We start from the raw sequence: 23,681 nt of genomic DNA on the forward strand, positions 1-23,681 counted from the left end.
GACTAAACAACCAACTCACTAAGGTGCAGATTTTTTATGACTAAATACAATCAACTTTTCAAACAACAAGTCGTGAATTTCTATTTCGAACATCACGAAAACCTTGCTTTCACATTGAAGCATTTCAATTTAGCGACAAAAACCGTTAGATGTTGGATTGCACAATACAAATATTCAGGCACTAATGGATTAGCAGTATTACACCGCAAAAGACTTTATTCTCCTGAATTTAAACATAGCGTTATTCAAACCATTCTCTCTGGCAGATTTACGATGGAAAATGCGGCACTTTACTTTGGTATTGCTAGTAGTGGAAGCATTAGTCAATGGTTGAAGGCCTTTCGGAAAAACGGTATAAATGGGCTCCATCCCAAACCTAAAGGTCGCCCAAGTATGAACCCCAAATACGCTAAAATGCCTCCCCCACCAAAAACAGAAGAAGAACGTTTACGCCTACGCATCCTTGACCTTGATAAAGTATGTCGCATATTTTACCTGCCTCTGTCTGAATCCAAGAAAAACACTTCAAAAACTAACCGCACTTTACCCTTTCTATATTGCACAATCCCCAATTTCCGCTATCATACTCCCTTTCTCATTCACTCTACTCTCGGAACTTTATCGATGAATAAATTGAAAATAGCATTACTCACGGCTACATTCGTAGGTTTGTTTGCTTGTACCACAACACAACAACCAAAGAAAACCGTTAAAACACGATACCTTAAAAATAACATTAGCCAAGCGGAATTAAACAATCCGAAAAATTACAAACGTTATTACTATTCTTGCCGTAATTCAGAAACGGGCTCGAATTCTTATTTAACCACTTACTTCCCGCTTTCAAGAGAAAGCCGCATGAAAGATAATTTTGGTATTTATTTTCAATTAGATGGCGGAAAAGCGGTGCCTTTTGATCATGTGGAAAATCGCACCTTAAATGCACGCGGAAATCGCTTTGAAGTGATTTATCGCTCTTATGAGCCAATTGATGGAAACCATGTGGATCTGATTGCGCGTGAGCATAATTCGGTGTATTACAAAAACAATCAAGGCATGAGAACAGCTTGGTTAAATTGTCGAGAAGGCTAATTCTCACTGAAAGTGCGGTCGTTTTTAGACACATTTTTCCAAACAAAAAAGCACGAGGTTAAACTCGTGCTTTTTCTTTTTTATTTCGATTATGCTTTTGCTTGTGCACGTTTCACGAAAATGACTGAAAGCGTGAATGCCACCACAAATGAAATCACCATACCAATGCTGTACATTGCAAGGCTATCCGGTTTAATCGATGGAATACCTAAGAAACCTGCTGCGCCTAATGCAATGGCTTTTACATTGAAGAATGCGATAAAAGCACTTGCTAAACCTGAACCAATCATCGCTGCAAAGAAAGCCTGACGATAACGTAAGTTCACCCCGAACATTGCCGGTTCAGTAATCCCTAATAATGCAGAAATACCTGATGGTACCGCTAAACCGCGTACTTTTGGATCTTTTAATGCCACTGCCACACCTAAACAGGCTGCGCCTTGTGCGATATTTGACATTGCAGCGATTGGGAAAATAAAGGTACCGCCTGTATTTGCCATTTCAGCTAATAATTGTGTTTCAACCGCAATGAAGGTTTGGTGCATACCCGTGATCACGATTGGGGCATAGAATGCCCCGAAGATTGCGCCACCAACGAAACCTAAGGTGTCATATAACCAAGTTAAGCCTGATGCAATTAATGAACCTGCTTCACGACCGATTGGACCAATTACGGTAAATGCTAAGAAGCCTGCAATAAAGAGCGAGAATAATGGGGTAATGAGGTTATCTAAATAAGAAGGTACAAACTTACGGAAGGTTTTTTCTAAGGTTGCTAACACCCAAGCAGAAACTAATGTTGGGATAACAGTGCCTTGATAGCCGACTTTTTCAATTTCAAGACCGAATACGTTCCAGTATTGGATTTTGCCTTGAGCAAGAGTTAATGCGTAGTTCCAACCGTCTGCTAATGCAGGGTGAACTAACAACATCCCAAGTGCAGCCCCTAAGAACGGGTTACCACCAAATTTACGGGTTGCAGAGAAACCAAGTAATACAGGTAAGAACACAAATGGTGCGTTCGCGATGGTATTAATGAAGTCCACCAAATCCGCAAGACCTGGGTGCATATCAATCACGCTTAATTCATCAACGAAGAAACCTTTCGCTGTAAGCATGGAGTGAATACCCATTAACAAACCGCCTGCGACGATTGCCGGAATGATTGGCACGAAAATATCTGCTAAGCCTTTCACCAAACGTTGCAATAAGTTTTGATTGCCTGATGCTGCTTCAGCCACTTCGGCTTTACTCACATCGCCGATACCAAGCAATTTGGTGAGTTCAGCATGGACTTTATTCACCGTACCTGAACCGAAGATAATTTGATATTGACCGGCGACAGCAAACTGCCCTTTCACGCCTTCAATATTATCAATACCTTCTTTATCCACTTTGCTTTCATCGTTTAACACAATACGTAAACGCGTTGCACAATGTGCTGCTGTGGCGATGTTTTCTTTGCCGCCAAGCTTATCAATCACTTGCTGGGCAATTTGAGGGAAGTTCATAGTGCTCTCCTAATGGGGTTTTAGAAAAAGAAATTGACCGATTGTAACCAAAACAGGGGATAATAACTAGCTATTCAAGCAAATTTTAGGCGAAAAAAAACCGACTTGATTAAGTCGGTTTATAGTTGGTGCTCTGGGCGAGACTTGAACTCGCACGGCCTGCGGCCACTACCCCCTCAAGATAGCGTGTCTACCAATTCCACCACCAGAGCGTTTATTCTGTTTTTATTCCTTATTGCGGAATATCGTTATTTTTGTTTTCAACTGCTGGAGCAGCTTGTTGTTGCTGTTGTTGAACTTGTTCAGCAGTTTGAGATAAATCGTCAAATGAACCTTTTTGTACGTTACCACGATGAGAGTTAATGTTACCTAACACTAAAGCAATCACAAAAAAGCCAGTTGCTAAGATTGCGCTGGTACGGGTTAAGAAGTTACCTGCACCGGCAGAACCAAACATAGTACCTGATGCACCACCGCCAAATGACGCACCTGCGTTCGCACCTTTACCTTGTTGAACAAGGATAAAGCCGATTAAGGCGATACAAACTAATACATAAATAAATAATAAAATATTGTACATTATTCTTTCTTCTCTAAATTGCGATTTCGCAAGAAAACTGAGAGCAAATGTTATATAAAATTCATGCTTTTCGCAAGCGCTTTCCCATTTTTTTTACTTAATTGTATTAAGTTTAATCAATTTTCAGCGTTTAAATCTTCCGATTTTTTGAGCGCTCTTTTTCGTTTAGCAGGTGCCGCATTTAAACCTTTTGAAATCTGACTTAAACGACGTAACGCAGTGAAATCCACAAAGCGCACTAAATCAGGTAGCATTTGATTGAGTGTAAACATAAATTGCTGATAACTCGTCTGTTTTTGACTGATATCCGTTAACTGCGCTTCCCAATGTGCCGTCATATCAGGTTGTGTGGCAATATCCGGTAGTGCTGAAATGAGGATCCGCCCCGTTTCTGTGCTGTGAATATTACGTCCTTTTTTTGTTAAAAAACCTCGTTTAAATAGCAATTCAATAATACCTGCACGGGTGGCTTCTGTGCCAAGGCCATCCGTTTCACGCAGAATTTTTTTCAATTCTTTATCTTGCACAAAGCGCGCAATCCCTGTCATGGCGGAAAGCAACGTCGCATCAGTAAATGGTTTCGGCGGTTGCGTTTTTTTGCTCACCACTTCGCCTCGTTCGCAATACAGGATCTGCCCTTTCTTCACGATCGGCAATAGCGGCTCTTGATTTTCATCTTCGGCTTCTTTACCAAGCAATTCTTTCCAACCCGCGGTTTGCAAGTTGCGCGCTTGAGCCACAAAAGTACCGCCTGCAATACTTAAGGTAATTTTACTTTTACGATATTCCGCATCTGGACAGAATTGCAATAAATACTGGTGCGCAATCAATTCATAAATACGCTGTTCATCAATGCTTAGATTTATCGAGCGCGTATTAGCCGTCGGAATGATCGCATGGTGCGCTTCCACTTTTTTATCATTCCAGCAACGATTGCGCTGCTCAGTATCCACCACTGATGGCAAGGTTTGATAAGTCTGACAATGCTGTGAAATCGCATTCATCACTTTATGTCGTTCAGCAAAATGCTCTTCCGGCAAATAGCGACAATCAGAACGTGGATAAGTAATCAACCGATGGGTTTCATATAAACGCTGACAGGTATCCAACACGCTTTGCGCTGACATGCCAAACCGTTTTGCCGCATCAATCTGCAATGCTGACAAGGAATAAGGTAAAGGGGCTGTTTCTTTTTCGCGCTTATCTACATATTCTGTCACTTCGGCAGGTTGATCCGTAATGCGCTTCACCACATTTTCGGCTAAGCCTAAAGACAGCACGCGACCATCTTCATCTTGGTAGTCTTCACAAGCTTTACTTGGTTGCCAAAGTGCAGAAAAAAGTGCGGTCGGATTTTCAGACGTTTTTTCGTCTTTCACCCATGCCAACACTTCATAGAAATCTTTGGGTTGGAAATTTTCAATTTCCAAATCACGGCGAACAATCAAACCTAATACGGGCGTTTGTACTCGCCCAACGGAAAGCACACCATCATAACCGGCTTGGCGACCACGAATGGTATAAGCGCGAGTCATATTAATGCCATAAAGCCAATCGGCACGAGCACGCGCCAGTGCGGAGGTAGCCAATGGAATAAAATGACGATTCGGTTGGAGTTTTTGTACCGCTTTTTCGACCGCACTTGGGTTAAGATCGCTAATCAAACAACGCAAAATGCCATCACGTTTTTCGGCGGATAAATTGGCATAACTAAACACTTCATCCACCAACAACTGCCCTTCTCTATCTGGGTCACCTGCATTAACTAAAATATCAGCTTGATGAATGAGTTTTTCTACCACAGAAAGTTGTTTTTTTACTTCCTTTCGCGGTAACAGAATCCACTTTTCAGGAATGATAGGTAAATGTTCTAAACGCCATTGTTTGAATTTTGGATCATAGGCATCGGGTTCTGCCTGTTCGAGCAAATGCCCCACGCACCAAGTCACAACATCATCATTGCCGCATTTAATAAAACCATCACCCCGTTGATGAGGTTTTGGCAATACATCGGCAATCGCTCGCCCAAGACTAGGTTTTTCGGCAATAAACAGGCGCATAAGATTAGTCGATCTGACGACGACCTAAGAAAGAATGGGTTAAGGTAGTGCCATCCACGGTTTCTAACTCGCCTCCAACAGGGATCCCATGAGCAATACGGCTCACTTTAATATTATGTTGATGGCAAATTTCAGCAATATAATTAGCTGTGGCATCGCCTTCCACCGTTGGATTGGTCGCTAAAATCACTTCATGGAAAGACTCTTCTACCAGACGTTTTTGCAATAAATCTAAACCTATCTCTTTTGGACCAATACCATCTAAAGGCGATAAATGTCCCATTAAGACAAAATAACGTCCAGAAAATTGGCCGGTTTGCTCAATCGCTTGAATATCCGCCGGCATTTCCACCACGCAAAGCAAGCCTGAATTTTGACGACGAGGATTGTTACAAATATTGCACGTTTCCTCTTCGGTAAAATCACGACACTGTGAACAATGCCCAATTTTAGACATTGCTTCCGTTAACGCGCGTGCTAAATTCATCCCACCGCTACGATTGCGCTGTAAAAGATGATAAGCCATACGCTGCGCTGATTTCGGGCCTACACCCGGCAAGCAACGAAGGTTTTCAATAAGATGTTCTAAAAGTGGACTGCTTTGCATAATATTTATGATGGGAGAAAATAGATGATGTGTGAACCTATAGATTCACACACCCGATGAATTAAAATGGAAGTTTCATTCCTGGCGGTAATGGCATGCCTGCGGTTACAGAAGCCATTTTTTCTTTTTGCAATTCTTCTGCACGACGGACTGCATCGTTGAATGCGGCAGCGATTAAATCTTCCAACATTTCTTTATCGTCTTCCATTAAAGAAGGATCGATCTCAATACGACGGCAGTTGTGCGCACCATTAATCGTGATTTTTACTAAACCTGCACCACTTTCGCCTGTTACTTCTAATTGGGCAATTTCTTCCTGCATTTTTTGCATTTTTTCTTGCATTTGTTGGGCTTGTTTCATCAAGCCGCCTAAACCGCCTTTTCCGAACATGGGATTTTCCTTCTTAAGTAAACTAAAACGAGCCGCATTTTAGCGAAAAAATTTGCCTTTGGGAACAGAGAAATTTATTATTCCACACTTCAAAACTGGGTCAAAAACAACCGCACTTTTATTTAGGAATTGCAGATGGAAACTCGTTATTACTTCATATTTACGGCAGCTATTATTTTGTTACAACTGCTGATTTATATTTTTAATAAAACGCTGATTTGGTGGCTTAACAAACCGCTCTCTCAAAAGACAAGACGAGCAATTACTTTTGTCAGCTTTTTGCTTCCTAATGTCTTAGTTATTTGCCATTTTTTAAAGCTTTTTACGGTATTCCGACTTATTGCTTTAATGCTCTCACTACTCCTTTTTTCAGCCTTTGCGAGTATTGCCGTAGGGTGTATTCATTTTCTTTTCCGAAAATCCAAATCCATCACCAAAATCGACCGCACTTTACGCATTGCTTACCCGATTTTATTTATTGGTATCACTGCCTTAAGTGTGTATAACGCCTATATCACACGTGTTATTCATTATGAAATTACGCTAGATAAACCGATTAAACCATTGCGAATTGGCATGGCAAGCGATCTCCATTTAGGCAAATTATTTGGCGGGAAAGAATTGGATAAATTGGCTGATATTATGCAGCAGGAAAAGGTTGATATCATTTTACTACCTGGCGATATTATGGACGATAACGTCAACGCTTATTTAGCCGAAAAAATGCAACCCCATTTAGCGAAACTCAAGGCTCCAATGGGCGTTTATGCCACACTAGGCAATCATGACTTATTAGGTGATCAAGATCGAATTGATCGAGAAATTCGCAAAGCGGGTATCACTGTATTAAGAGATGAAACATTAACGCTAAATAATGAATTCGTACTGATTGGGCGAAACGACAACCTTGCTCACGATAGACCAAGTACCGAGACGTTATTAAAGCAAGTGAATACTGACTTACCGATTATTCTATTGGATCACCGTCCAACAGATATCGAAAAACATGCGTCACTCCCGCTTGATATTCAAGTTTCAGGGCATGCGCATAAAGGGCAAGTATTCCCCGCGAGTTTAATCACAAAAATGATGTATCGTTTGGATTATGGTCATGAAAAAATTGGCAATCCACATGTTTTTGTCACTTCTGGTTACGGCTTTTGGGGCATCCCAATGCGCTTAGGTTCACAGTCTGAAGTAATTATTATTGACGTGAAAGGGAAATAAAAAAGGCGGTCAAAAATGACCGCTCTTTTATTATCAATGAAATCTTAAGAACACACTACTTTTACCGCTAAGCCACCTTTCGATGTTTCGCGATATTTGGCATTCATGTCTTTACCTGTTTCATACATGGTTTCGATCACTTTATCCAAGGTTACGCGAGGATTAGTGGTTCGGCGTAATGCCATACGGCTAGCGTTAATCGCTTTCACCGAAGCAATAGCATTACGTTCAATACAAGGTACTTGTACTTGACCACCAACCGGGTCGCAAGTTAAGCCAAGATTATGTTCCATCGCAATTTCAGCTGCGATACACACTTGTACTGGTGTGCCACCTAAAATCTCAGTCAAACCTGCGGCAGCCATTGAACATGCCACACCCACTTCACCTTGGCAGCCGACTTCAGCCCCCGAAATAGATGCATTCATCTTATAAAGGGAACCAATCATACCGGCAGCCAATAAGTAGCGTTCTATGACTTCTGGCGTTAAAGGTGCAACAAATTTTTCATAATAAGAAAGTACCGCCGGCACAATACCACACGCACCATTAGTTGGTGCTGTTACGACGCGACCACCTGCCGCATTCTCTTCATTTACCGCAAGGGCAAACATATTCACCCAGTCGATCACATACATTGGGTCATGTGCTAAACGGCCGCTATTCGCCTCCAAGAGACGATAAAGTGATGGCGCACGACGAGCAACTTTTAAAGGCCCTGGTAACACACCCTCTGTTTTAATACCATGTTCAATACAATCTTTCATGGTTTTCCAAACATTCTGTAAATGTGCTTCAACCTCTTTTTTATCACGCAATGCTAATTCATTTTTCATCATCACGGTTGAGAGCATTAAGCCACTCTCCTGACAATGTTTCAAAATATCTTCAGCATGTTGATAAGGATACGGCACAGTCACCGGATTTTCTTCCTCTTGACCAAAATGCGCTTCATCCACGATAAAGCCACCACCAATAGAGTAATAGGTTTGACGGTAAAGCACATTACGATCAGCATCTAATGCAGTAATGGTCATACCGTTTTCATGCAATGATAAAAAGGAATTATGGAATACCATATTGGCATCCCAATCGAAATTAACCGTTTTTTTGCCCTGTGCAATCGACAGTTTTTTAGTTTGTTTAACCTGTTCGATAAAGGTTGGGATTAAATCAATATCCACATCATGCGGTAGATAACCAGCCAATCCCATAATGATCGCAATATCTGTATTATGACCATGTCCCGTCATTGAGAGAGAGCCATACACATCAACGTGCAAGGTTGCAACCGCATCAAATTTACCTTGCTCGATTAAATCGTCAATAAACTGCTTGCCTGCTTTCATCGGGCCAACAGTATGGGAGCTGGATGGCCCAACTCCCACTTTAAACATATCAAATACACTAATCATATTATTTTAAATCCTAAGCTAAACTAAAAAGCCGCTTATAATAATCCATATACGACCGCGGAGATAGCAATTAATCCCATAACTGTAACAAATACATTGCTAAAACGACCTTGATAGCGTTTCATTGCTGGAACATTGCGAACCGCATACATAGGCATAATGAAAAGGATCATCGCAATGATTGGGCCGCCAAGGGATTCAATTAAACCTAAAATACTTGGGTTAATAATCGCTACGCCCCATAAAGTGAGTAAAAAGAAAACTGCAGTACCGTAATTTAATTTTTTACGATTCACACTTTCACCTTTCATTTTGAGGTATAAACCTTCTAAACCTTCACGTGCTCCTAAATAATGGCCAAAGAATGAGCTTGTAATCGCGAAGAAAGCCACTAATGGTGCAAAATAAGAAATGTATGGGTTATCAAATTTGTTAGCAAGATAAGATAAGATACTAATATTTTGTGCTTTTGCTTCTAGCAACTCTGCTGGTGTTAAGGTTAATACACAGCTAAACACAAAGAACATCACGAAGAAAAGTAATACAGTTGAAGTGCCTTTTTCTGTACGACCAATGTGATATTCCGTTGTATTAAAATCTTTATATTCACGTTGTTGAGAAAGCGTGAAAGAAGAAATTGCCGGAGAATGGTTAAAAGAGAAAACCAAGACTGGGATAGTTAACCACAATGTCGTGATAAAGCCACCAGCAGTCGGGAGTTCATAAAGCATTGAGGCATTCCATTGCGGAATGAGATAAATCGATAATGCAAAAAGAATCAACACCAATGGATAAACCAGTAATTCGGTGATTTTCAACATCACTTTTTCACTGAACAACATGACTGAAATCAATATTGCAATCAATACAAAAGAAAGAATCACACGGTTTGGTGAAGCCATGCCTAATTGGTTGACGATAAAAGAATCAACCGTATTGGTGATCCCGTTTCCATAAATTAATAAAATTGGGAAGATCGCAAAGAAATATAATAATGTAATTAATTTCCCAGCGGTCGGGCCGAAATGTTCTTCGACTACTTCGGTAATATCACTGCCTGGTTTAGAAGAAGACAACACGAAATAAGCCAAGCCACGATGCGCAAAATATGTCATCGGTCCGACTAAAATCGCCATCACAACCAATGGCCAGAAACCGCCCATCCCTGCATTGATTGGTAAAAATAATACCCCTGCGCCCACCGCAGTACCAAATAAATTTAATACCCAAGCTGTATCAAATTTATTCCATTTTTTATTAGTTTTAGTGCTCATAAATCACCCTCTAAAGTTAAATTATAAAATCTTTATCCAATGAATATTCATTCATTAAATTAATGGTGGCATTATGATAACGTTAGGGGGTGATCGCAAAGTACAAAATAATAAAGTGTGATCTTGCTAACAATTTTATGTGACTTTTTTACATAAATATTTATCTAGATCAAAAAACTGCGGTGAGAAATTTGAGCAAATTTTAAAGAGAGGAAAACAACAGAATAATGCTGAATTCTAAAAAGCAAAAAGCCGCTAAATTACTTTAGCGGCTTCTTAGAATTTGGCTCCTCCTGCGGGACTCGAACCTGCGACATATGGATTAACAGTCCACCGTTCTACCGACTGAACTAAGGAGGAAATGGTGCCTCGAGGCGGAATCGAACCACCGACACGGGGATTTTCAATCCCCTGCTCTACCGACTGAGCTATCGAGGCGTTATCGTTATTGGCTACTGCCTGACAACGGAGCGTATTAAACTATTTTTTCGGGTATCGGTCAACAATTAAATTCAAAAAAAGTGAAAAATTTAGTGTATTTGAATGGTTAATAACCAAAACGTCTATAAAAAGAACGTATTTTGAAAAACTCAACTAAAAATAACCGCACTTTATAGAAAAAATAATGCCCGAGAGAAAAGTCTTTCGGGCATGGTATTTAATTTCTGAAATTATCGTCTTACACGGAATTTCTTCTGAGCTGCATCCACTTTCAACAAGTAGTTTCTTGCTTGTGACGATGGATGTGCTGTAGTTAAGATGCGATATACTTGTTCAGGATACATCTGATTGATCTTATAGATCGCCTCATCTTTATCCTCATCGAATACACGTAATACTGCACCTGCACCACTGTTGTAGGCAGAAATCATTGCAAAACGTTTAGAGGTAGGATTAGTAATACCATCTAAATATTGATTTTGCAGAATCCATAAGTAAGAGACACCTGCATCAATGTTATTTGCTGGATCATAAAGGTAACGTGCAGATGGTTGTCCACCTTTACCTTTCATCGCAAATACATCACGACCTGCTGTGCTTGGTACCACTTGCATTAAGCCGATTGCATTCGCATAACTGATCGCATACGGGTTGAAGCTAGATTCTGTTTGCATAATACCTAAAATCAAGCTTTCATCAATACCATAGCGTTCTGCAGCTTTACGAACTAATGGAATATATTTTTGTGCACGCACTTCAACGTGGTTTGCAATCATTGAGATCACCACAAATTGCACAGTGTTACCATTTTGTAAGCGGCGAGTTTGTAATTTATTTTGGATTAAATAAGTCGCAAAGTTACTTGCAATCACTTGGTTAGCAATTTGCTGACCATTGTTATCCACAACCTGACCTAATAAGAAAGGACGAGTACTAATCGGCACATCGCCAGAAGCAAATAAGTCGATCCCTTTCGCATCGGAACCCATCAATAAAGTATGGACAATCGCATTGTGTAAGCGATTAAGATCTTGTTGAGTTTCAACAATAATTGTACCTTCGTCAAAGCTTACGTGGCTACGCGTATAGAAAGAGTCCGTGTATTTCACGTAGTCTTTACGACTCGCCACTAAAAGCTCATTTACCCCCCAAATACGATCGATATTATGGGAGAATTGACCAGTTAAAATATCTAAACCTTGCGTGTCTTTTGAAAACACTTCGTCATAATTAATGCCACGTCGATGGGTTGGCGAGTCGCTACAAGCATATAAAAGTGGAAGTAGCGCCAATAATAAATACTTTTTCATAATCTTTTGTTATTTAGATGGGGGAACGTAACCTTCAATATGCACATCTTTGCCTTCAAATAAGAAATTCACCATTTCTTCTTCTAATAATTTACGATGTTCGGCATTCATCATATTGAGTTTTTTCTCGTTCACTAACATGGTTTGCTTTTTGATCCATTCACCCCATGCTTGTTTACTAATTGAATTAAAAATACGTTTACCTAATTCACCGGGATACAGTTGAAAATCCAATCCTTCCGCATCTTGTTTCAAATATTCGCAAAAAACAGTTCTAGCCATAATAATTCCTTACAAATTGCGTTAATAAATTTTTCACAGGCTGAGCTAACCCGATCTGTTCAGGTGACGTTGGATCATACCAATATTTGACCGCACTTAATAGACCAGATTGAGATTCTTTTCCTTTTTCTGACAATTTTTTCCAATCTGAACGAGCGCTCTCTTCAGATTTTCGATCAACTTCAACATAAATGGGATGAATATCTAAGTGAAAATGACTAAACGTATGACGGAAAGTTACCCATTCTTGATACTCGGTAATCCCTTGTTCTTTCAGATAATTCAGCAATGTTTGTTTATCATCAAACTGAGGAAAACAATACAATCCGCCCCATAAGCCTTTGCTTTCGCGCTGTTCTAGCCAGACTTTCCCTTGATAAGATAAAATCAAAAAATAGCTTTGTTTTTCTGGCAACAATTTTTTCGGTTTCTTTCCAGGGAATTCTGTCCACTTTTCGAGTTTATTAGCTAAACAATCATTATTTAGAGGACAAAGATCGCATTTAGGTTTTGTTCGAGTGCAAATCGCCGAGCCGATATCCATCATCGCTTGATTAAATTCAGCGACTCTCGTGGTTGGTGTAACCTGTTCACTCAACTGCCATAATTGATTTTCGACTTTCTTTTCGCCAGGCCAACCCTCAACAGCAAAATAACGAGAAAGAACGCGTTTTACATTACCATCTAAAATTGGATAAGGTTGATTTTGTACGGAAGATAAAATTGCGCCAGCCGTCGATCGCCCCACGCCTGTTAATGCCCAAACTTGCTCAAATTGCGTTGGAAATTCGCCTTGATATTCATCTCTGATGGTTTGAGCGGCTTTATGCAAATTTCTCGCACGGGCGTAATAACCTAGTCCCGTCCATAAATGCAATACTTCATCTTGCGACGCATTAGCAAGTGCGGTCACATTAGGAAAGGTTTTAATAAATCGCTCAAAATAAGGGATGACTGTGGAAACTTGAGTTTGTTGTAACATCACTTCGGAAAGCCAAACACCATAAAGGGTTTTATTTTGTTGCCAAGGCAAATTTTTACGCCCAAACTTTTCATACCATTGTAAAACAGAATGGGCAAAAGGGGCATTCACAGAGGATTGGGCTAACATAACTTTCCTAAAGTGCGGTCAAAATAAGCAAAAATTTTGTGATGATTCTATCACTAAAGCACACCTCTTGATCAATTTGATTTTTTCAGTATAATTCGCAGTCTATTTGGTGCCGGATTGTCGGCGATTATTAACTCACGCGGTGTAAGTGGAGAGCATTTATAGCGGCGTGGCTTCAATTTGAGGTTTTCTATGAAACAAGGTATTCATCCAGAATATAAAGAGATCACTGCAACTTGTTCTTGCGGTAACGTGATCAAAACTCGTTCAACTTTAGGCAAAGACATCAACCTTGATGTGTGCGGTAGCTGCCACCCATTCTACACTGGTAAACAACGTGTTGTTGATACTGGTGGTCGTGTTGAACGCTTTAACAGCCGTTTCAAAATCCCAGGTACAAAATAATTTGAATCTGTGTGAAGAACCCTGCCTATGCAGGGTTTTTTATTACCTGAAATTCACCATTTTTCAAATTCAATCAATAAAAAAGTGCGGTCAAAATCGACCACACTTTTTCTATCATTTCTAAATACTCAATTAAAATGAATATTTAACTGTTGCATAATAAGCACGACCAGGTTCGTTATAAGTATGAGCATTGTAATTTGTACTGCTTGATGAACGATAAATGCGTTTATCAAATAAGTTACTTACGCCAACACGAATGCTGATTGTATCTTTCCAATTATAACCTGCACTTAATCCCCAAACTGCATAGCTACCGATATCTTCTGAGTTAGCTAGCTGATTAATATTTTTGCCGTTACCATTTTCCATACGGTTTTCCGGATTTTTACGGGATTTTTGTTTACCGTATTGCGTATAAGTTAACATTGCATCCAAACTATCGGTAATTTTATAACTTAAGCTTGAATTCAAGGTATATTTCGGCACGATAGAAAGCGGGTTACCTGTATCTTTATTTTTGGTTTTATGCATATAAGTGAAGTTATTCACCCAGTTTAATTTATCTTGGATTAGTGGTAATGTCAGATTACCTTCAAAACCTTCAATCACTGCGCGGTTTGCATTACCCCATTTATACACATAGTTACCTAAGTTAGTTAAACCGATAAATTCACCATCAGACACGATTTTGTTACGATAGTCATTACGGAAGTAAGCCACAGAAGCAAGAAGCCCGTCTTTATCATATTCAATTCCGATTTCTTTATTCCAGCTGGTTTCTGGTTTAATGTCGCTATTACCTTGGAAATAACAAGTTTTATTATTTGGTACATTCGTTGGACAACCTTGACCTAAAGTAAACAACAAGTAATTCGGGTTAGTTTGATAAAGATTCGGTGCTTTATAAGCTCTTGCTATCCCACCTTTAATTCTCCAATCATCGTTGAGGCTTTGTAAGAAGTTTAATCCGCCACTTAGATTAGAACCAGAATAGGTGTTGTAATCATAACGCAAAGATGGTGTTAAGATGGTAGATTGGGTTGCTGAAATATTATCTTCAACAAATACTGCCCATTCAGTTTGACTGCTATGACCACCTCGTACATTTGAGATGCCGGTTGGTAGGCGTTCTTTCAAATCATAAAGCACCTTCCCTGTATTCTTGTCTCGTCGTCCACCAAGTAACTGTGTCATAGAAGCGTCATCATCTAAACTGCTATGTGCACCTTCAAAACCAACTGTCAGCATATGATCTACACCCAAGGTAAATGGGATATAGAATTCTGAACTAAAACGCGTATTTTTAAGAATAGAATCGCTAAAAGCTGACGTGCTAGAATAACTACCTTCTGGACCACCCGCTAAATATTCTGGTAAACGGCTGTTTTTAGTTTTATCAAAAGTAATATAAGTTTTATTGTCAAAATGATCGAATTTACCTTCATAGGTTAAAGCATAGTTCTGACGATATAAACGAGCAGTTTCAGCTTTATTTCCTGCCAACGTTTTGGTTTCAGGATAGTTTTTATTATTGTAAAGCCCTGCTGAGCTATTTTGTGTATCACCGTTATAAATATTGCCTTGACGACTGAAACCAGAATCCAAGGTTAATTTATTTTTCTCATTGATATTCCACACTAAACGACCATTAATATCTTTATTACGTACACCTTCACGACCAGCAATCGCAGGATCACCATTAATACCGACTTCATCCGCTTGAGTTTTGTTCCAGTTACCATATAAACGGAATTGCAATACGTCTTTAATTAACGCTCCGCTTAGATTAAAACCAACACGGTTCGTTGCACCCTCTTTGCTATCTTCTGGTTGGTTGGTGTAATAACTTAAGCTACCGTGTAAATCATTGGTAACAGGCTTAGTGATAATATTCACCACCCCACCCATTGCACCTGAACCATAGCGTGCTGCTGAAGGACCACGTAATACTTCAATTTTTTCAATCGCTTCAATCGGCACCCAGTTGCTGTCACCACGAGAGTTACGTTCACCACGCACACCATAACGTTCTGCATTACGAGAGGTGACCGGTTTACCATCCACTAAAATCAATGTATTTTCAGGTCCCATTCCGCGAATATCAATTTGACGTTTGTTTCCGCGTTGTCCTGTAGATGAGTTACCCGTTAAATTCACACCTGGCATAGTGCGTAATACTTCAGAAATATCATTTGTCGCAGGTCGTTTTTCTAAATCTTTTGCAGTCACAAGAGAAGAACCAAGCGATTGTTTTACCTGATCTTCCGCAGTAACTTTAATTTCCTCAAGTTTCTCTTCTGCATGAGAATAGTTTGAAAAAAGTGCGATTGTTAACGCACTAAATGCGAAGAATGATGTTGTTTTTAAATGATTGGATTTATACATTGAAATGCTCTCCTGGCATATGTGGAATAAATAATGCCCGAGAATTCTAGTACAATATAATTTTACTGTAAATAACAATTCTTATCATTTTTATTGAATTTAAATAAAATACCTGATTTTTTGACCGCACTTTCTTGCAATCCAAATAAATTCTAGTATTATTCACGGCTCGCCAATTTGGCGGATTTATTTCTCATGTCGGGTTCCCTACCCCCGATTAACCAACTAAAAAGGTCTTAAAATGAAAATTAATACTCCGATCTTCAATGATCAACAAAAACGTTTTGCTTTAATTTTATTAAGCTTATTTCACATCTTCATCATCACAGCCAGTAACTATTTCGTTCAAATTCCATTTGAAATCAATTTAAAATTGACCGCACTTGGTTTTGCTGATGATTTCTCATTCCACAGCACATGGGGCACACTCACTTTCCCATTCATTTTCTTAGCCACCGATTTAACAGTACGTGTATTTGGGGCAAAAGAAGCGCGTTGGATCATCTTTATCGTGATGATTCCAGCGCTTATCGTGAGTTATATTGTTTCGGTTGTTTTCTCTAATGGACAATATCAAGGCTTAAGTGCATTAAGTGAATTCAATATGTTTGTTTTCCGTATTGCGTTCGCCAGCTTCTGTGCTTATGTTTTCGGACAATTATTAGATGTGTTAGTATTCAACCGCTTACGCCAATTAAAAACATGGTGGATTGCCCCGAGCAGCTCCATGACATTTGGTTCCCTTGCGGATACCTTTATGTTCTTTTGTGTCGCATTTTATAAAAGTAGCGATCCATTTATGGCAGAACATTGGTTTAGCCTTGGATTTGTCGATTACTTATTTAAATTATTTGTCGGCATCGTCTTGTTTGTTCCCGCTTATGGCGTGGTACTCAGCATGATTTTGCGTAAACTTCAATCTCTCGCAAGCTCCCGCCAGTTTGCTTAACTTAAGGAAATAAAATGACTGAAACCCTTTCTCTTAGAGCCAAAATAGAACAAAGCCCAATGGGGGCTTATCAATGGATGATTGTGGTGATGGCTGCCATCATGAATTTACTTGATGGCTTTGATGTATTAGCCCTGGCCTTCACCGCAACAGCCATTCGTAGCGAATTTGGCCTCACGGGGATTGAGTTAGGTTATTTATTAAGTGCCGGCTTATTTGGTATGACTGCCGGCTCACTTTTCCTTGCACCACTTGCGGATAAAATTGGTCGCCGTCCATTGTTATTAATGGCGGTATCACTCTCCGCTATTGGGATGTTAGGTTCGGCGTTTATCTCACAATATCAATGGCTTGGTTTCTGGCGCGTTATCACTGGGCTTGGTGTCGGCGGTATTTTAGTGGGCACAAACGTGATCACCAGTGAGTATTCTTCTCGTAAATGGCGCAGTTTTGCGATCAGCGTCTATGCAGCAGGATTTGGTATCGGTGCGGTATTAGGTGGCATGTTTGCCGTGATGCTACAAGGTGAGTATGGCTGGCGTTCTGTGTTCCTAGCAGGCGCTATCTTAACCGGTTTACTTTTAGTGGTGTTATTTATTTGGTTACCGGAATCCATTGATTTCCTTACCTCTAAACAACCTAAAAATGCGGAAATGCGGTTAAATTTAATCGCCCAAAAAATTGGTTTAGCCGGTGATTGGAAACTTCCTGCAAAAGTAGAAAAAGTTAAAAGTAAATTACCTATTAGCCAATTATTCAGCGAAAAATACTTACATTCTACCCTGTTAATTTGGACGGCTTTCTTTGCAATCATGTTCAGCTTCTATTTTATCAGCTCATGGACTCCAGCCTTATTAAAAGAAGCGGGCATGACGACAGAGCAAAGTGTGAGCGTTGGAATGATGATCTCATTAGGGGGCACTTGTGGCGCCTTAATCTATGGCTTACTGGCTAGCCGTTGGACAGCACGCGGCGTGTTAATTTTATTCACTGTCTTATCTTCTGCAGCAATCATTACCTTTATCTTATCCTCGTCCGTTTTATGGATTGCGATGGTATTCGGTATTTTAGTTGGAGCACTCATGAATGGCTGTATCAGCGGTCTTTATACCTTAAATCCGCTTACTTATGATGCCGATATTCGTAGCACTGGTGTGGGCTGGTCGATTGGTGTGGGTCGTATTGGTGCAATTCTTGCTCCAACGATTGCCGGCCAATTATTAGATATGGGTTGGGACAAACAGAGTTTATATGTTGGCGTTGGCTTTGTGATGTTGATCTCAACAGTCGCACTCTTTTTCTTAAAAAGCCGCTCCGAAATTAAAGCATAATCTTAAAAAATATAGCAAAAGGCGTGATAAACACGCCTTTTTTATTGACTTAATAAAGTGCTCATCCCTAGCCTTCAGATCAGAAAGATTTTCAGGTTATTTTATGTAACATTTTCTTCTAAAAATCCTTTGTTATCCATCTTGAATTTCAACGCATTATGGTGTTAAATCAGCACACATTATAAGGTTATAAAAATATAAAAATAAGTTGTAGGAATTTATGTGCCAATTACTCGGAATGAACTGTAATACACCGACGGATATTGTCTTTTCTTTTGAAGGTTTCCGTCGTCGTGCTGGTCTTACTGACTGCCATTCAGATGGCTTCGGTATCGCTTTTTTTGAAGGTCGTGGTGTGCGTATTTTTCGTGATAACCATGCAGCCTCTCAATCTCCTATTGCGGATTGTGTAAAACAATACAAAATTAAATCGCTTAATGTGATTGCTCACATTCGTAAAGCAACGCAAGGTGGGGTAACCATTGAAAACACGCATCCCTTTATTCGTGAAATTTGGGGACAAAACTGGGTGTTTGCTCACAACGGTAATTTAAAAGATGTGCCAGATATGTCTGAGAGTTTCTGTCAACCGATTGGCTCAACGGATTCAGAAGCCGCATTTTGTTATATGGCAGAATATTTAAAAAATCGCTTCCGTCGTAAACCGTCTGAAATGGAAATTTTTGAAGCCATTCAAGACATTACCAAAGAGCTCTCACAAAAAGGCACCTTTAACTTTATTCTTTCGAATGGAGAATGGATGATTGCCCACTGCTCAACCAATTTGCATTACTTAACACGTAAAGCCCCTTTTGGTAAAGCACACCGCATTGATGATGATGGCGTCATTGATTTTAATGATTACGCAAAAGATGGCGACAAAGTCACCATCATTACGACGTTCCCTCTCACCAAAGATGAACCTTGGGTTAAAATGGAACATGGTGGTTTCGTATTCTTCAAAGAAGGGGACAAAATTGCTGAGGTCGTCGGTGTGGCTAAAGAAATGGAAGATGATGGTACATTAGGCAATCGTGCAGCAGCCTAATAACAAATCACAATAAAAAGTGCGGTCAAAAACATCAGAGATTTTGACCGCACTTTCTTTATCTACAATTAACGCATTGTGACAAATTCTTCTGAACCTGTTGGGTGAATTGCTACCGTATTATCAAAGTCTGCTTTAGTTGCACCCATTTTGATTGCCACCGCAAAACCTTGAATCATTTCATCCACACCAAAACCAATGCCGTGTAAGCCTACGATTTTTTCTTCTTTGCCGACACACACTAATTTCATGCGACAAGGTTGCCGATGTTCGGTGACAGCGGTGTACATTGCCGTGAAAGAGGATTTATACACTTTCACATTTTCTTCGCCATATTGCTCAATCGCTTGTGGCTCAGTTAAACCGACTGTACCAATTGGCGGATGGCTGAACACAACCGTTGGCACAAGGTTGTAATCTAAATGCTCATTCGGTTTGTTATTGAATAAACGCTCAGACAAACGACGACCGGCCGCCACGGCAACTGGTGTTAATTCAATACCACCTTCGATAATATCACCTACAGCATAAATGCCAGGCACGTTTGTATTTTGGTATTTATCAACAATAATTTGTCCGCGTGAATTCGTTTTCACGCCTGTTACTTCAAGATTAATCACATCAGTAGCAGGTTCACGACCAATCGCCCAAATTAAGGTATCCACTGTAGTTTCACAACCATCTTGTAATTTCAAGGTAAGCGAACCATCCGCATTTTTAACCACTTCTTCTGGTAATGCTTTGGTATGTAATTGGATACCATCTTGTGCTAACACTTCAACCAAGGTTTCCACAATTAATGGATCTTGATTACGCAATGGAGCATGTTGGCGCACAAATAAATGTGTTTCGCTACCTAAGCTATTTAAAACACCCGCTAATTCAACTGCAATATAACCCGCGCCTACCACTGCAACACGTTTGGGTAATTCATTTAGAGCAAATACACCATTTGAATCAATTCCGTATTCTGCACCTTTTACTGCAGGAATACTTGGGCGGCCACCCGTCGCAATTAAGATATGATCGGCGGTCACTAATTCTGTTGAACCATCTGCATAGCTCACTTCAATCGTTTTCGCATCTTTAAAACGCGCAAAACCATTTAGAACATCCACGTTATTTTTCGCTAATACATTATTGTAAGACGTATGAATACGACCGATGTAAGCTTGACGGCTCTCGACTAATTTCGCGTAATCAAACTTTTTCACTTCTACATCAAAACCATAAGCAGGTGCATAGTTATTAATGGCTTCTGCAACTTGTGCGCCATAGAACATCACTTTTTTCGGTACACAACCTACGTTTACGCAAGTACCACCGAGATGTTTTGCTTCAATAATTGCACATTTTTTGCCATAGCTTGCCGCACGGTTAATTGAAGCAATCCCACCTGAACCGCCACCGATCGCAATATAATCATAATGTTTAGTCATTTTCATTATCCTTTTTTACTCATTGGAATTTTGCTCTATTGTGCCTAAATGTGAATAAGAAGGCTATAAATTAGTGTAATTGGAATTGTCTATACTCGGTCTAATCAATAAATATGTCCAATCTAAATGGCGAAAAAACCAATATTTTTCACGATAATACAAGCTGTCATTTTTATTATCCCAAGGCTTCTGTGTAGAGCTATAATGAATAATAATTGGTTCAGAGCTTAGATTAACAAATTTATCGCTGTACTTTCTTTTTATTAATTCAATGTAATGAACCTGACAATTCTCATTTAAACTATAATATTTTGCTTTATCTCTCAAAAGAATATTTAAAATACATTGATCGCCAAACAGGACTTTATCAGAAAACTTCTCTGCAAGCGTAAGTAATATATCAACCAAATGATTTTCTCGCCATTTCACGGTATCAATGAGCAATACACCGCTATTAAAATAATTAGTTGAAACATTCGCATCTAGATAGGGAAAAGAAAAGTTGTCCCAGGCACAATAATCTTTCACTACACCAACAGGCGCCCCCTCAAGATCACTATAATAAAAGTCAGCTAACGAACCATTTACAATAATATCTGCATCTAAATACAACACACGCTCCTGATTAATAAGGTTTGGGATCAATAGCCTATAGTAGCTGCTTGATGAAGAAATATGCGCTAAGGTTTTATAATTTTTAAAAACATCATCAGAAATATGTACCGGAAAAAGCTGATATCCCATTTTCCCCAGCTTCAGCTGAATGCCTTCAAACCATTCCTTAGGAATATCATTATGTAATACATAAAAATTAACACATTTATTATGATAACAAATAGATTTAATCAAGGTTTCTAAGTGTGGTATGTATTTTGCATCAACAGCAAACGCAATATTCATATAATCATTAGTTGAATTGGACATGTTCGATTCCTAGGTTTAGGTTTAGGTTTAGGTTTAGGTTTAGTTTTAGTTTTAGTTTTAGTTTTAGTTTTAGTTTTAGTTTTAGTTTAAATCATCAAATGACATTAATAAATATTATTCATAAAAAAACCCAGCCGAAGCTGGGTTTTATCTATTTTAAAGGAAAGTTAAATTACCATTGGTAACCGATACCTACAGAGCCACCTACGTCGCCTTGAGTATTCGCATTACCTTGAAGTTTAAAGATAACTTTACCATTGTCACTTGAACGTGAGTATCCTACAGCCAATGCATTTTGACCTTTGAAAGTACCTGCTGAAGCTGCAACCATTGATTTACCTGGTAAGTAAACTTGTGGTAAACCAGCCGCAGCATTCGCACCAGCAATACCCGCACGACCTTCTTTACGAGCCTTATGAATATCACCTTGGATATTTGTGAGGCTGCCACGTAATTGATCTACGTTAACTGCATCTGTACCATTCTTACCTGGCGCAACGTTAGTGATAGTTTTACCACCTGCGTCAATACCGCCTTTGGTCACACTTGGTCCATTATTGATGGTAATACCATCTTGATTTACAGTTGTATCACCAATTTTGATACTACCGTTATTATCAAGCTCGATATTGTTTGCAAGATTCACATCTAAACCTTGACCATCTGCAGCTTTAGTCACACGAATATTTTTCGCTGTGGTTGAGGTTGTTGCGCCACCTTTCACATTTAAGTTAGAACCTAAAGTGCGGTTAACGGTTTGACCATCATCACCTGTGAATTTCAAGCCATCATCAAGAGTTGCAATTTCACGTTTGATGTCATTGCCATCTTTATCTTTATCAGTATAGGTAACACGGTTAATCTCTTTACCACCATCACGCTCTGCGACTGTGGTTGTGCCTTTTTCTGGTTTGATAGTAACTGACGCACCATCTTTACCATCTGCACCTTTCGGTCCAGTTAGGCCGATTGAACCATCTTTTCCGTTAATCGCAACAGCTGCACCGTCTTTACCGGTTACGCCAATAGAACCATCAACACCAGGTTTACCATCTTTACCATCGTTACCTACTTTAACTGTAGTTACAGTAATGGTTTTCGCATCTAAATCTTCAGATGTTGCATAGATGATATTTTGACCATCACGTTTCACTTCTAAGTTTTTACCTGCTTGGAAGTTAACATTATCACCGGCACCCACTTTAGTTGGTGTTCCAGTTTCTGTTTTGAATGAGTCTTGGTTATCAGCTTTACCTGTGTTAACAATCCAACCTGCGCTGTTGATTGCATCCGCTACATTCTTAACTGTTGCAACTTTATTCTCATCTCCAGTAGTAACTGTAACTTTTCCTGCGTTAGGTTGTGTTACATCATCTGAAGCTTTAGTAATGTTACCAGTCACTACACTTAAGTTACCATCATTGTTAACAGTAACAGTTTTACCATCAGTTTTCACATCATAGGTTACATTTACAACGTCTTGACCATTTGTATTGGTTACAGTCACGTTAGCTGTTGTGCCTTTACCATCAACATATTCAACACGATCACCTGGATTTACAGTAACGTTTGCTCCATCAGTTGTTTTTGTAATCCAACCTGTGTTGTTAATGGTATTCGCTACATCACCTACTGTGGCAACTTTATTGCCTGCATCAGTTGATGTATTTTCATTACCATCTTTACCTACAACCGCTTTACCAGTTGTCATATTTGCTGAAACATTACCTGTTACTTGTTCAACAACATTCGTTGCATTTACAGAAAGATTAATTGTGCTGGTATTGCCGTCAGTTGTTGGTGTAATTTTAACTGAATTGTCACTTGCAAAGTTCACGTTGTTACCGTGAGTTACGGCATCAACAGGTTGACCATTTGCTTGTAAGTTCCAGCCTG

General features: G+C 39.5%; 20 protein-coding genes, 3 tRNA genes and 1 pseudogene. 7 read left to right on the forward strand and 17 right to left on the reverse strand.

All coding sequences use genetic code 11. From position 1 onward, the window contains the following. Window positions 1-36: 36 nt before the first annotated feature. Together AC979_RS10555 and AC979_RS10560 are read left to right on the forward strand one after the other, a co-directional pair. Window positions 37-474, forward strand: a pseudogene (locus AC979_RS10555) (transposase); the annotation flags it as partial. Between the two features lie 150 nt (window positions 475-624). After that, a complete protein-coding gene (locus AC979_RS10560) occupies window positions 625-1,092 on the forward strand; it encodes a hypothetical protein (RefSeq protein ID WP_049373206.1) in 468 nt (155 codons plus the stop codon). Window positions 1,093-1,181: 89 nt separating this feature from the next. Here AC979_RS10560 and AC979_RS05355 read toward each other — a convergent pair whose 3' ends face one another. From AC979_RS05355 to AC979_RS05380, 6 genes are all read right to left on the reverse strand, one after another. Beyond that, window positions 1,182-2,603, reverse strand: a complete 1,422-nt coding sequence (locus AC979_RS05355; RefSeq protein ID WP_005698676.1) for a sucrose-specific PTS transporter subunit IIBC — start codon at window positions 2,601-2,603, stop codon at window positions 1,182-1,184. Between the two features lie 126 nt (window positions 2,604-2,729). Further along, window positions 2,730-2,815: transfer RNA gene (locus AC979_RS05360), tRNA-Leu, on the reverse strand. A gap of 20 nt (window positions 2,816-2,835) precedes the next feature. Further along, the gene (secG, locus tag AC979_RS05365) at window positions 2,836-3,183 is read right to left on the reverse strand and encodes a preprotein translocase subunit SecG (protein WP_005696834.1); all 348 of its coding nucleotides are present in this window, start codon (window positions 3,181-3,183) and stop codon (window positions 2,836-2,838) included. 116 nt (window positions 3,184-3,299) lie between these two features. Continuing rightward, window positions 3,300-5,243 (reverse strand): DNA topoisomerase III, encoded by a 1,944-nt coding sequence (locus AC979_RS05370; protein ID WP_049373208.1) that lies wholly within the window; start codon window positions 5,241-5,243, stop codon window positions 3,300-3,302. Between the two features lie 4 nt (window positions 5,244-5,247). Next, on the reverse strand, window positions 5,248-5,850 hold the full coding sequence (gene recR, locus AC979_RS05375; RefSeq protein ID WP_005696838.1) for a recombination mediator RecR: 603 nt from the start codon (window positions 5,848-5,850) through the stop codon (window positions 5,248-5,250). Between the two features lie 61 nt (window positions 5,851-5,911). After that, complete coding sequence (locus AC979_RS05380; RefSeq protein ID WP_005696839.1) at window positions 5,912-6,241, reverse strand: YbaB/EbfC family nucleoid-associated protein; 330 nt, start codon at window positions 6,239-6,241, stop codon at window positions 5,912-5,914. A gap of 135 nt (window positions 6,242-6,376) precedes the next feature. Between AC979_RS05380 and AC979_RS05385 the strand changes: the two genes are divergently transcribed. Beyond that, window positions 6,377-7,468, forward strand: coding sequence for a metallophosphoesterase (locus AC979_RS05385; protein ID WP_049373209.1), 1,092 nt, complete (start codon window positions 6,377-6,379; stop codon window positions 7,466-7,468). A 44-nt stretch (window positions 7,469-7,512) separates the two neighbouring features. Here AC979_RS05385 and AC979_RS05390 read toward each other — a convergent pair whose 3' ends face one another. From AC979_RS05390 to mutY, 7 genes are all read right to left on the reverse strand, one after another. Continuing rightward, window positions 7,513-8,883, reverse strand: coding sequence for an L-serine ammonia-lyase (locus tag AC979_RS05390; protein WP_049373211.1), 1,371 nt, complete (start codon window positions 8,881-8,883; stop codon window positions 7,513-7,515). Window positions 8,884-8,918: 35 nt separating this feature from the next. Further along, window positions 8,919-10,157 (reverse strand): HAAAP family serine/threonine permease, encoded by a 1,239-nt coding sequence (locus tag AC979_RS05395; RefSeq protein WP_049373213.1) that lies wholly within the window; start codon window positions 10,155-10,157, stop codon window positions 8,919-8,921. 284 nt (window positions 10,158-10,441) lie between these two features. Continuing rightward, window positions 10,442-10,517: transfer RNA gene (locus AC979_RS05400), tRNA-Asn, on the reverse strand. Between the two features lie 2 nt (window positions 10,518-10,519). Further along, window positions 10,520-10,595: transfer RNA gene (locus AC979_RS05405), tRNA-Phe, on the reverse strand. A 233-nt stretch (window positions 10,596-10,828) separates the two neighbouring features. Continuing rightward, window positions 10,829-11,908 (reverse strand): membrane-bound lytic murein transglycosylase MltC, encoded by a 1,080-nt coding sequence (gene mltC / locus AC979_RS05410; protein ID WP_005696844.1) that lies wholly within the window; start codon window positions 11,906-11,908, stop codon window positions 10,829-10,831. A gap of 9 nt (window positions 11,909-11,917) precedes the next feature. Then, on the reverse strand, window positions 11,918-12,190 hold the full coding sequence (locus AC979_RS05415; RefSeq protein ID WP_049365232.1) for an oxidative damage protection protein: 273 nt from the start codon (window positions 12,188-12,190) through the stop codon (window positions 11,918-11,920). Further along, window positions 12,183-13,301, reverse strand: coding sequence for an A/G-specific adenine glycosylase (gene mutY / locus AC979_RS05420; RefSeq protein ID WP_049373215.1), 1,119 nt, complete (start codon window positions 13,299-13,301; stop codon window positions 12,183-12,185). The genes AC979_RS05415 and mutY overlap by 8 nt, the downstream gene beginning before the upstream one ends. Window positions 13,302-13,493: 192 nt before the next feature. On the opposite strand from mutY, the gene rpmE reads away from it, so the two are divergent. Beyond that, the gene (gene rpmE / locus AC979_RS05425) at window positions 13,494-13,706 is read left to right on the forward strand and encodes a 50S ribosomal protein L31 (RefSeq protein WP_005696847.1); all 213 of its coding nucleotides are present in this window, start codon (window positions 13,494-13,496) and stop codon (window positions 13,704-13,706) included. A gap of 132 nt (window positions 13,707-13,838) precedes the next feature. Here the strand turns inward: rpmE and AC979_RS05430 are convergent, their stop codons facing one another. After that, window positions 13,839-16,094 carry a FepA family TonB-dependent siderophore receptor gene (locus tag AC979_RS05430; protein WP_049373216.1) on the reverse strand — a complete coding sequence of 752 codons (2,256 nt, stop codon included), beginning with the start codon at window positions 16,092-16,094 and terminating at the stop codon, window positions 13,839-13,841. 241 nt (window positions 16,095-16,335) lie between these two features. Here AC979_RS05430 and AC979_RS05435 point away from each other — a divergent pair, with 241 nt between their 5' ends. The 3 genes from AC979_RS05435 to AC979_RS05445 all read left to right on the forward strand — a co-directional run bounded on the left by AC979_RS05435 (window position 16,336) and on the right by AC979_RS05445 (window position 19,422). After that, a complete protein-coding gene (locus AC979_RS05435) occupies window positions 16,336-17,043 on the forward strand; it encodes a 7-cyano-7-deazaguanine/7-aminomethyl-7-deazaguanine transporter (RefSeq protein WP_049373218.1) in 708 nt (235 codons plus the stop codon). Between the two features lie 14 nt (window positions 17,044-17,057). Next, the gene (locus AC979_RS05440; RefSeq protein WP_049368826.1) at window positions 17,058-18,374 is read left to right on the forward strand and encodes an MFS transporter; all 1,317 of its coding nucleotides are present in this window, start codon (window positions 17,058-17,060) and stop codon (window positions 18,372-18,374) included. A 220-nt stretch (window positions 18,375-18,594) separates the two neighbouring features. Beyond that, the gene (locus tag AC979_RS05445; protein WP_049363313.1) at window positions 18,595-19,422 is read left to right on the forward strand and encodes a class II glutamine amidotransferase; all 828 of its coding nucleotides are present in this window, start codon (window positions 18,595-18,597) and stop codon (window positions 19,420-19,422) included. Window positions 19,423-19,490: 68 nt separating this feature from the next. On the opposite strand, the gene gorA is transcribed toward AC979_RS05445, so the two are convergent. The 3 genes from gorA to AC979_RS10150 all read right to left on the reverse strand — a co-directional run. Next, the gene (gorA, locus tag AC979_RS05450) at window positions 19,491-20,861 is read right to left on the reverse strand and encodes a glutathione-disulfide reductase (protein ID WP_049373219.1); all 1,371 of its coding nucleotides are present in this window, start codon (window positions 20,859-20,861) and stop codon (window positions 19,491-19,493) included. Between the two features lie 63 nt (window positions 20,862-20,924). Then, window positions 20,925-21,785: a glycosyltransferase family 8 protein gene (locus tag AC979_RS05455; RefSeq protein ID WP_049373222.1), complete on the reverse strand. Its 861-nt coding sequence runs from the start codon at window positions 21,783-21,785 to the stop codon at window positions 20,925-20,927. 172 nt (window positions 21,786-21,957) lie between these two features. Continuing rightward, window positions 21,958-23,681, reverse strand: a 1,724-nt coding sequence (locus AC979_RS10150) for a YadA family autotransporter adhesin (RefSeq protein WP_193387051.1), incomplete at its 5' end; no start/stop codon positions are given.

The sequence above is a fragment of the Parahaemophilus parainfluenzae genome (genome assembly GCF_001053575.1).
Classification (GTDB): domain Bacteria; phylum Pseudomonadota; class Gammaproteobacteria; order Enterobacterales; family Pasteurellaceae; genus Haemophilus_D; species Haemophilus_D parainfluenzae_S.

Excerpts from the sequence above, each read along its gene's own strand:
- AC979_RS10560 (WP_049373206.1), top strand. The coding sequence starts at position 625 with ATGAATAAATTGAAAATAGCATTACTCACGGCTACATTCGTAGGTTTG.
- AC979_RS05355 (WP_005698676.1), bottom strand. The coding sequence starts at position 2,603 with ATGAACTTCCCTCAAATTGCCCAGCAAGTGATTGATAAGCTTGGCGGC.
- secG (WP_005696834.1), bottom strand. The coding sequence starts at position 3,183 with ATGTACAATATTTTATTATTTATTTATGTATTAGTTTGTATCGCCTTA.
- AC979_RS05370 (WP_049373208.1), bottom strand. The coding sequence starts at position 5,243 with ATGCGCCTGTTTATTGCCGAAAAACCTAGTCTTGGGCGAGCGATTGCC.
- recR (WP_005696838.1), bottom strand. The coding sequence starts at position 5,850 with ATGCAAAGCAGTCCACTTTTAGAACATCTTATTGAAAACCTTCGTTGC.
- AC979_RS05380 (WP_005696839.1), bottom strand. The coding sequence starts at position 6,241 with ATGTTCGGAAAAGGCGGTTTAGGCGGCTTGATGAAACAAGCCCAACAA.
- AC979_RS05385 (WP_049373209.1), top strand. The coding sequence starts at position 6,377 with ATGGAAACTCGTTATTACTTCATATTTACGGCAGCTATTATTTTGTTA.
- AC979_RS05390 (WP_049373211.1), bottom strand. The coding sequence starts at position 8,883 with ATGATTAGTGTATTTGATATGTTTAAAGTGGGAGTTGGGCCATCCAGC.
- AC979_RS05395 (WP_049373213.1), bottom strand. The coding sequence starts at position 10,157 with ATGAGCACTAAAACTAATAAAAAATGGAATAAATTTGATACAGCTTGG.
- mltC (WP_005696844.1), bottom strand. The coding sequence starts at position 11,908 with ATGAAAAAGTATTTATTATTGGCGCTACTTCCACTTTTATATGCTTGT.
- AC979_RS05415 (WP_049365232.1), bottom strand. The coding sequence starts at position 12,190 with ATGGCTAGAACTGTTTTTTGCGAATATTTGAAACAAGATGCGGAAGGA.
- mutY (WP_049373215.1), bottom strand. The coding sequence starts at position 13,301 with ATGTTAGCCCAATCCTCTGTGAATGCCCCTTTTGCCCATTCTGTTTTA.
- rpmE (WP_005696847.1), top strand. The coding sequence starts at position 13,494 with ATGAAACAAGGTATTCATCCAGAATATAAAGAGATCACTGCAACTTGT.
- AC979_RS05430 (WP_049373216.1), bottom strand. The coding sequence starts at position 16,094 with ATGTATAAATCCAATCATTTAAAAACAACATCATTCTTCGCATTTAGT.
- AC979_RS05435 (WP_049373218.1), top strand. The coding sequence starts at position 16,336 with ATGAAAATTAATACTCCGATCTTCAATGATCAACAAAAACGTTTTGCT.
- AC979_RS05440 (WP_049368826.1), top strand. The coding sequence starts at position 17,058 with ATGACTGAAACCCTTTCTCTTAGAGCCAAAATAGAACAAAGCCCAATG.
- AC979_RS05445 (WP_049363313.1), top strand. The coding sequence starts at position 18,595 with ATGTGCCAATTACTCGGAATGAACTGTAATACACCGACGGATATTGTC.
- gorA (WP_049373219.1), bottom strand. The coding sequence starts at position 20,861 with ATGACTAAACATTATGATTATATTGCGATCGGTGGCGGTTCAGGTGGG.
- AC979_RS05455 (WP_049373222.1), bottom strand. The coding sequence starts at position 21,785 with ATGTCCAATTCAACTAATGATTATATGAATATTGCGTTTGCTGTTGAT.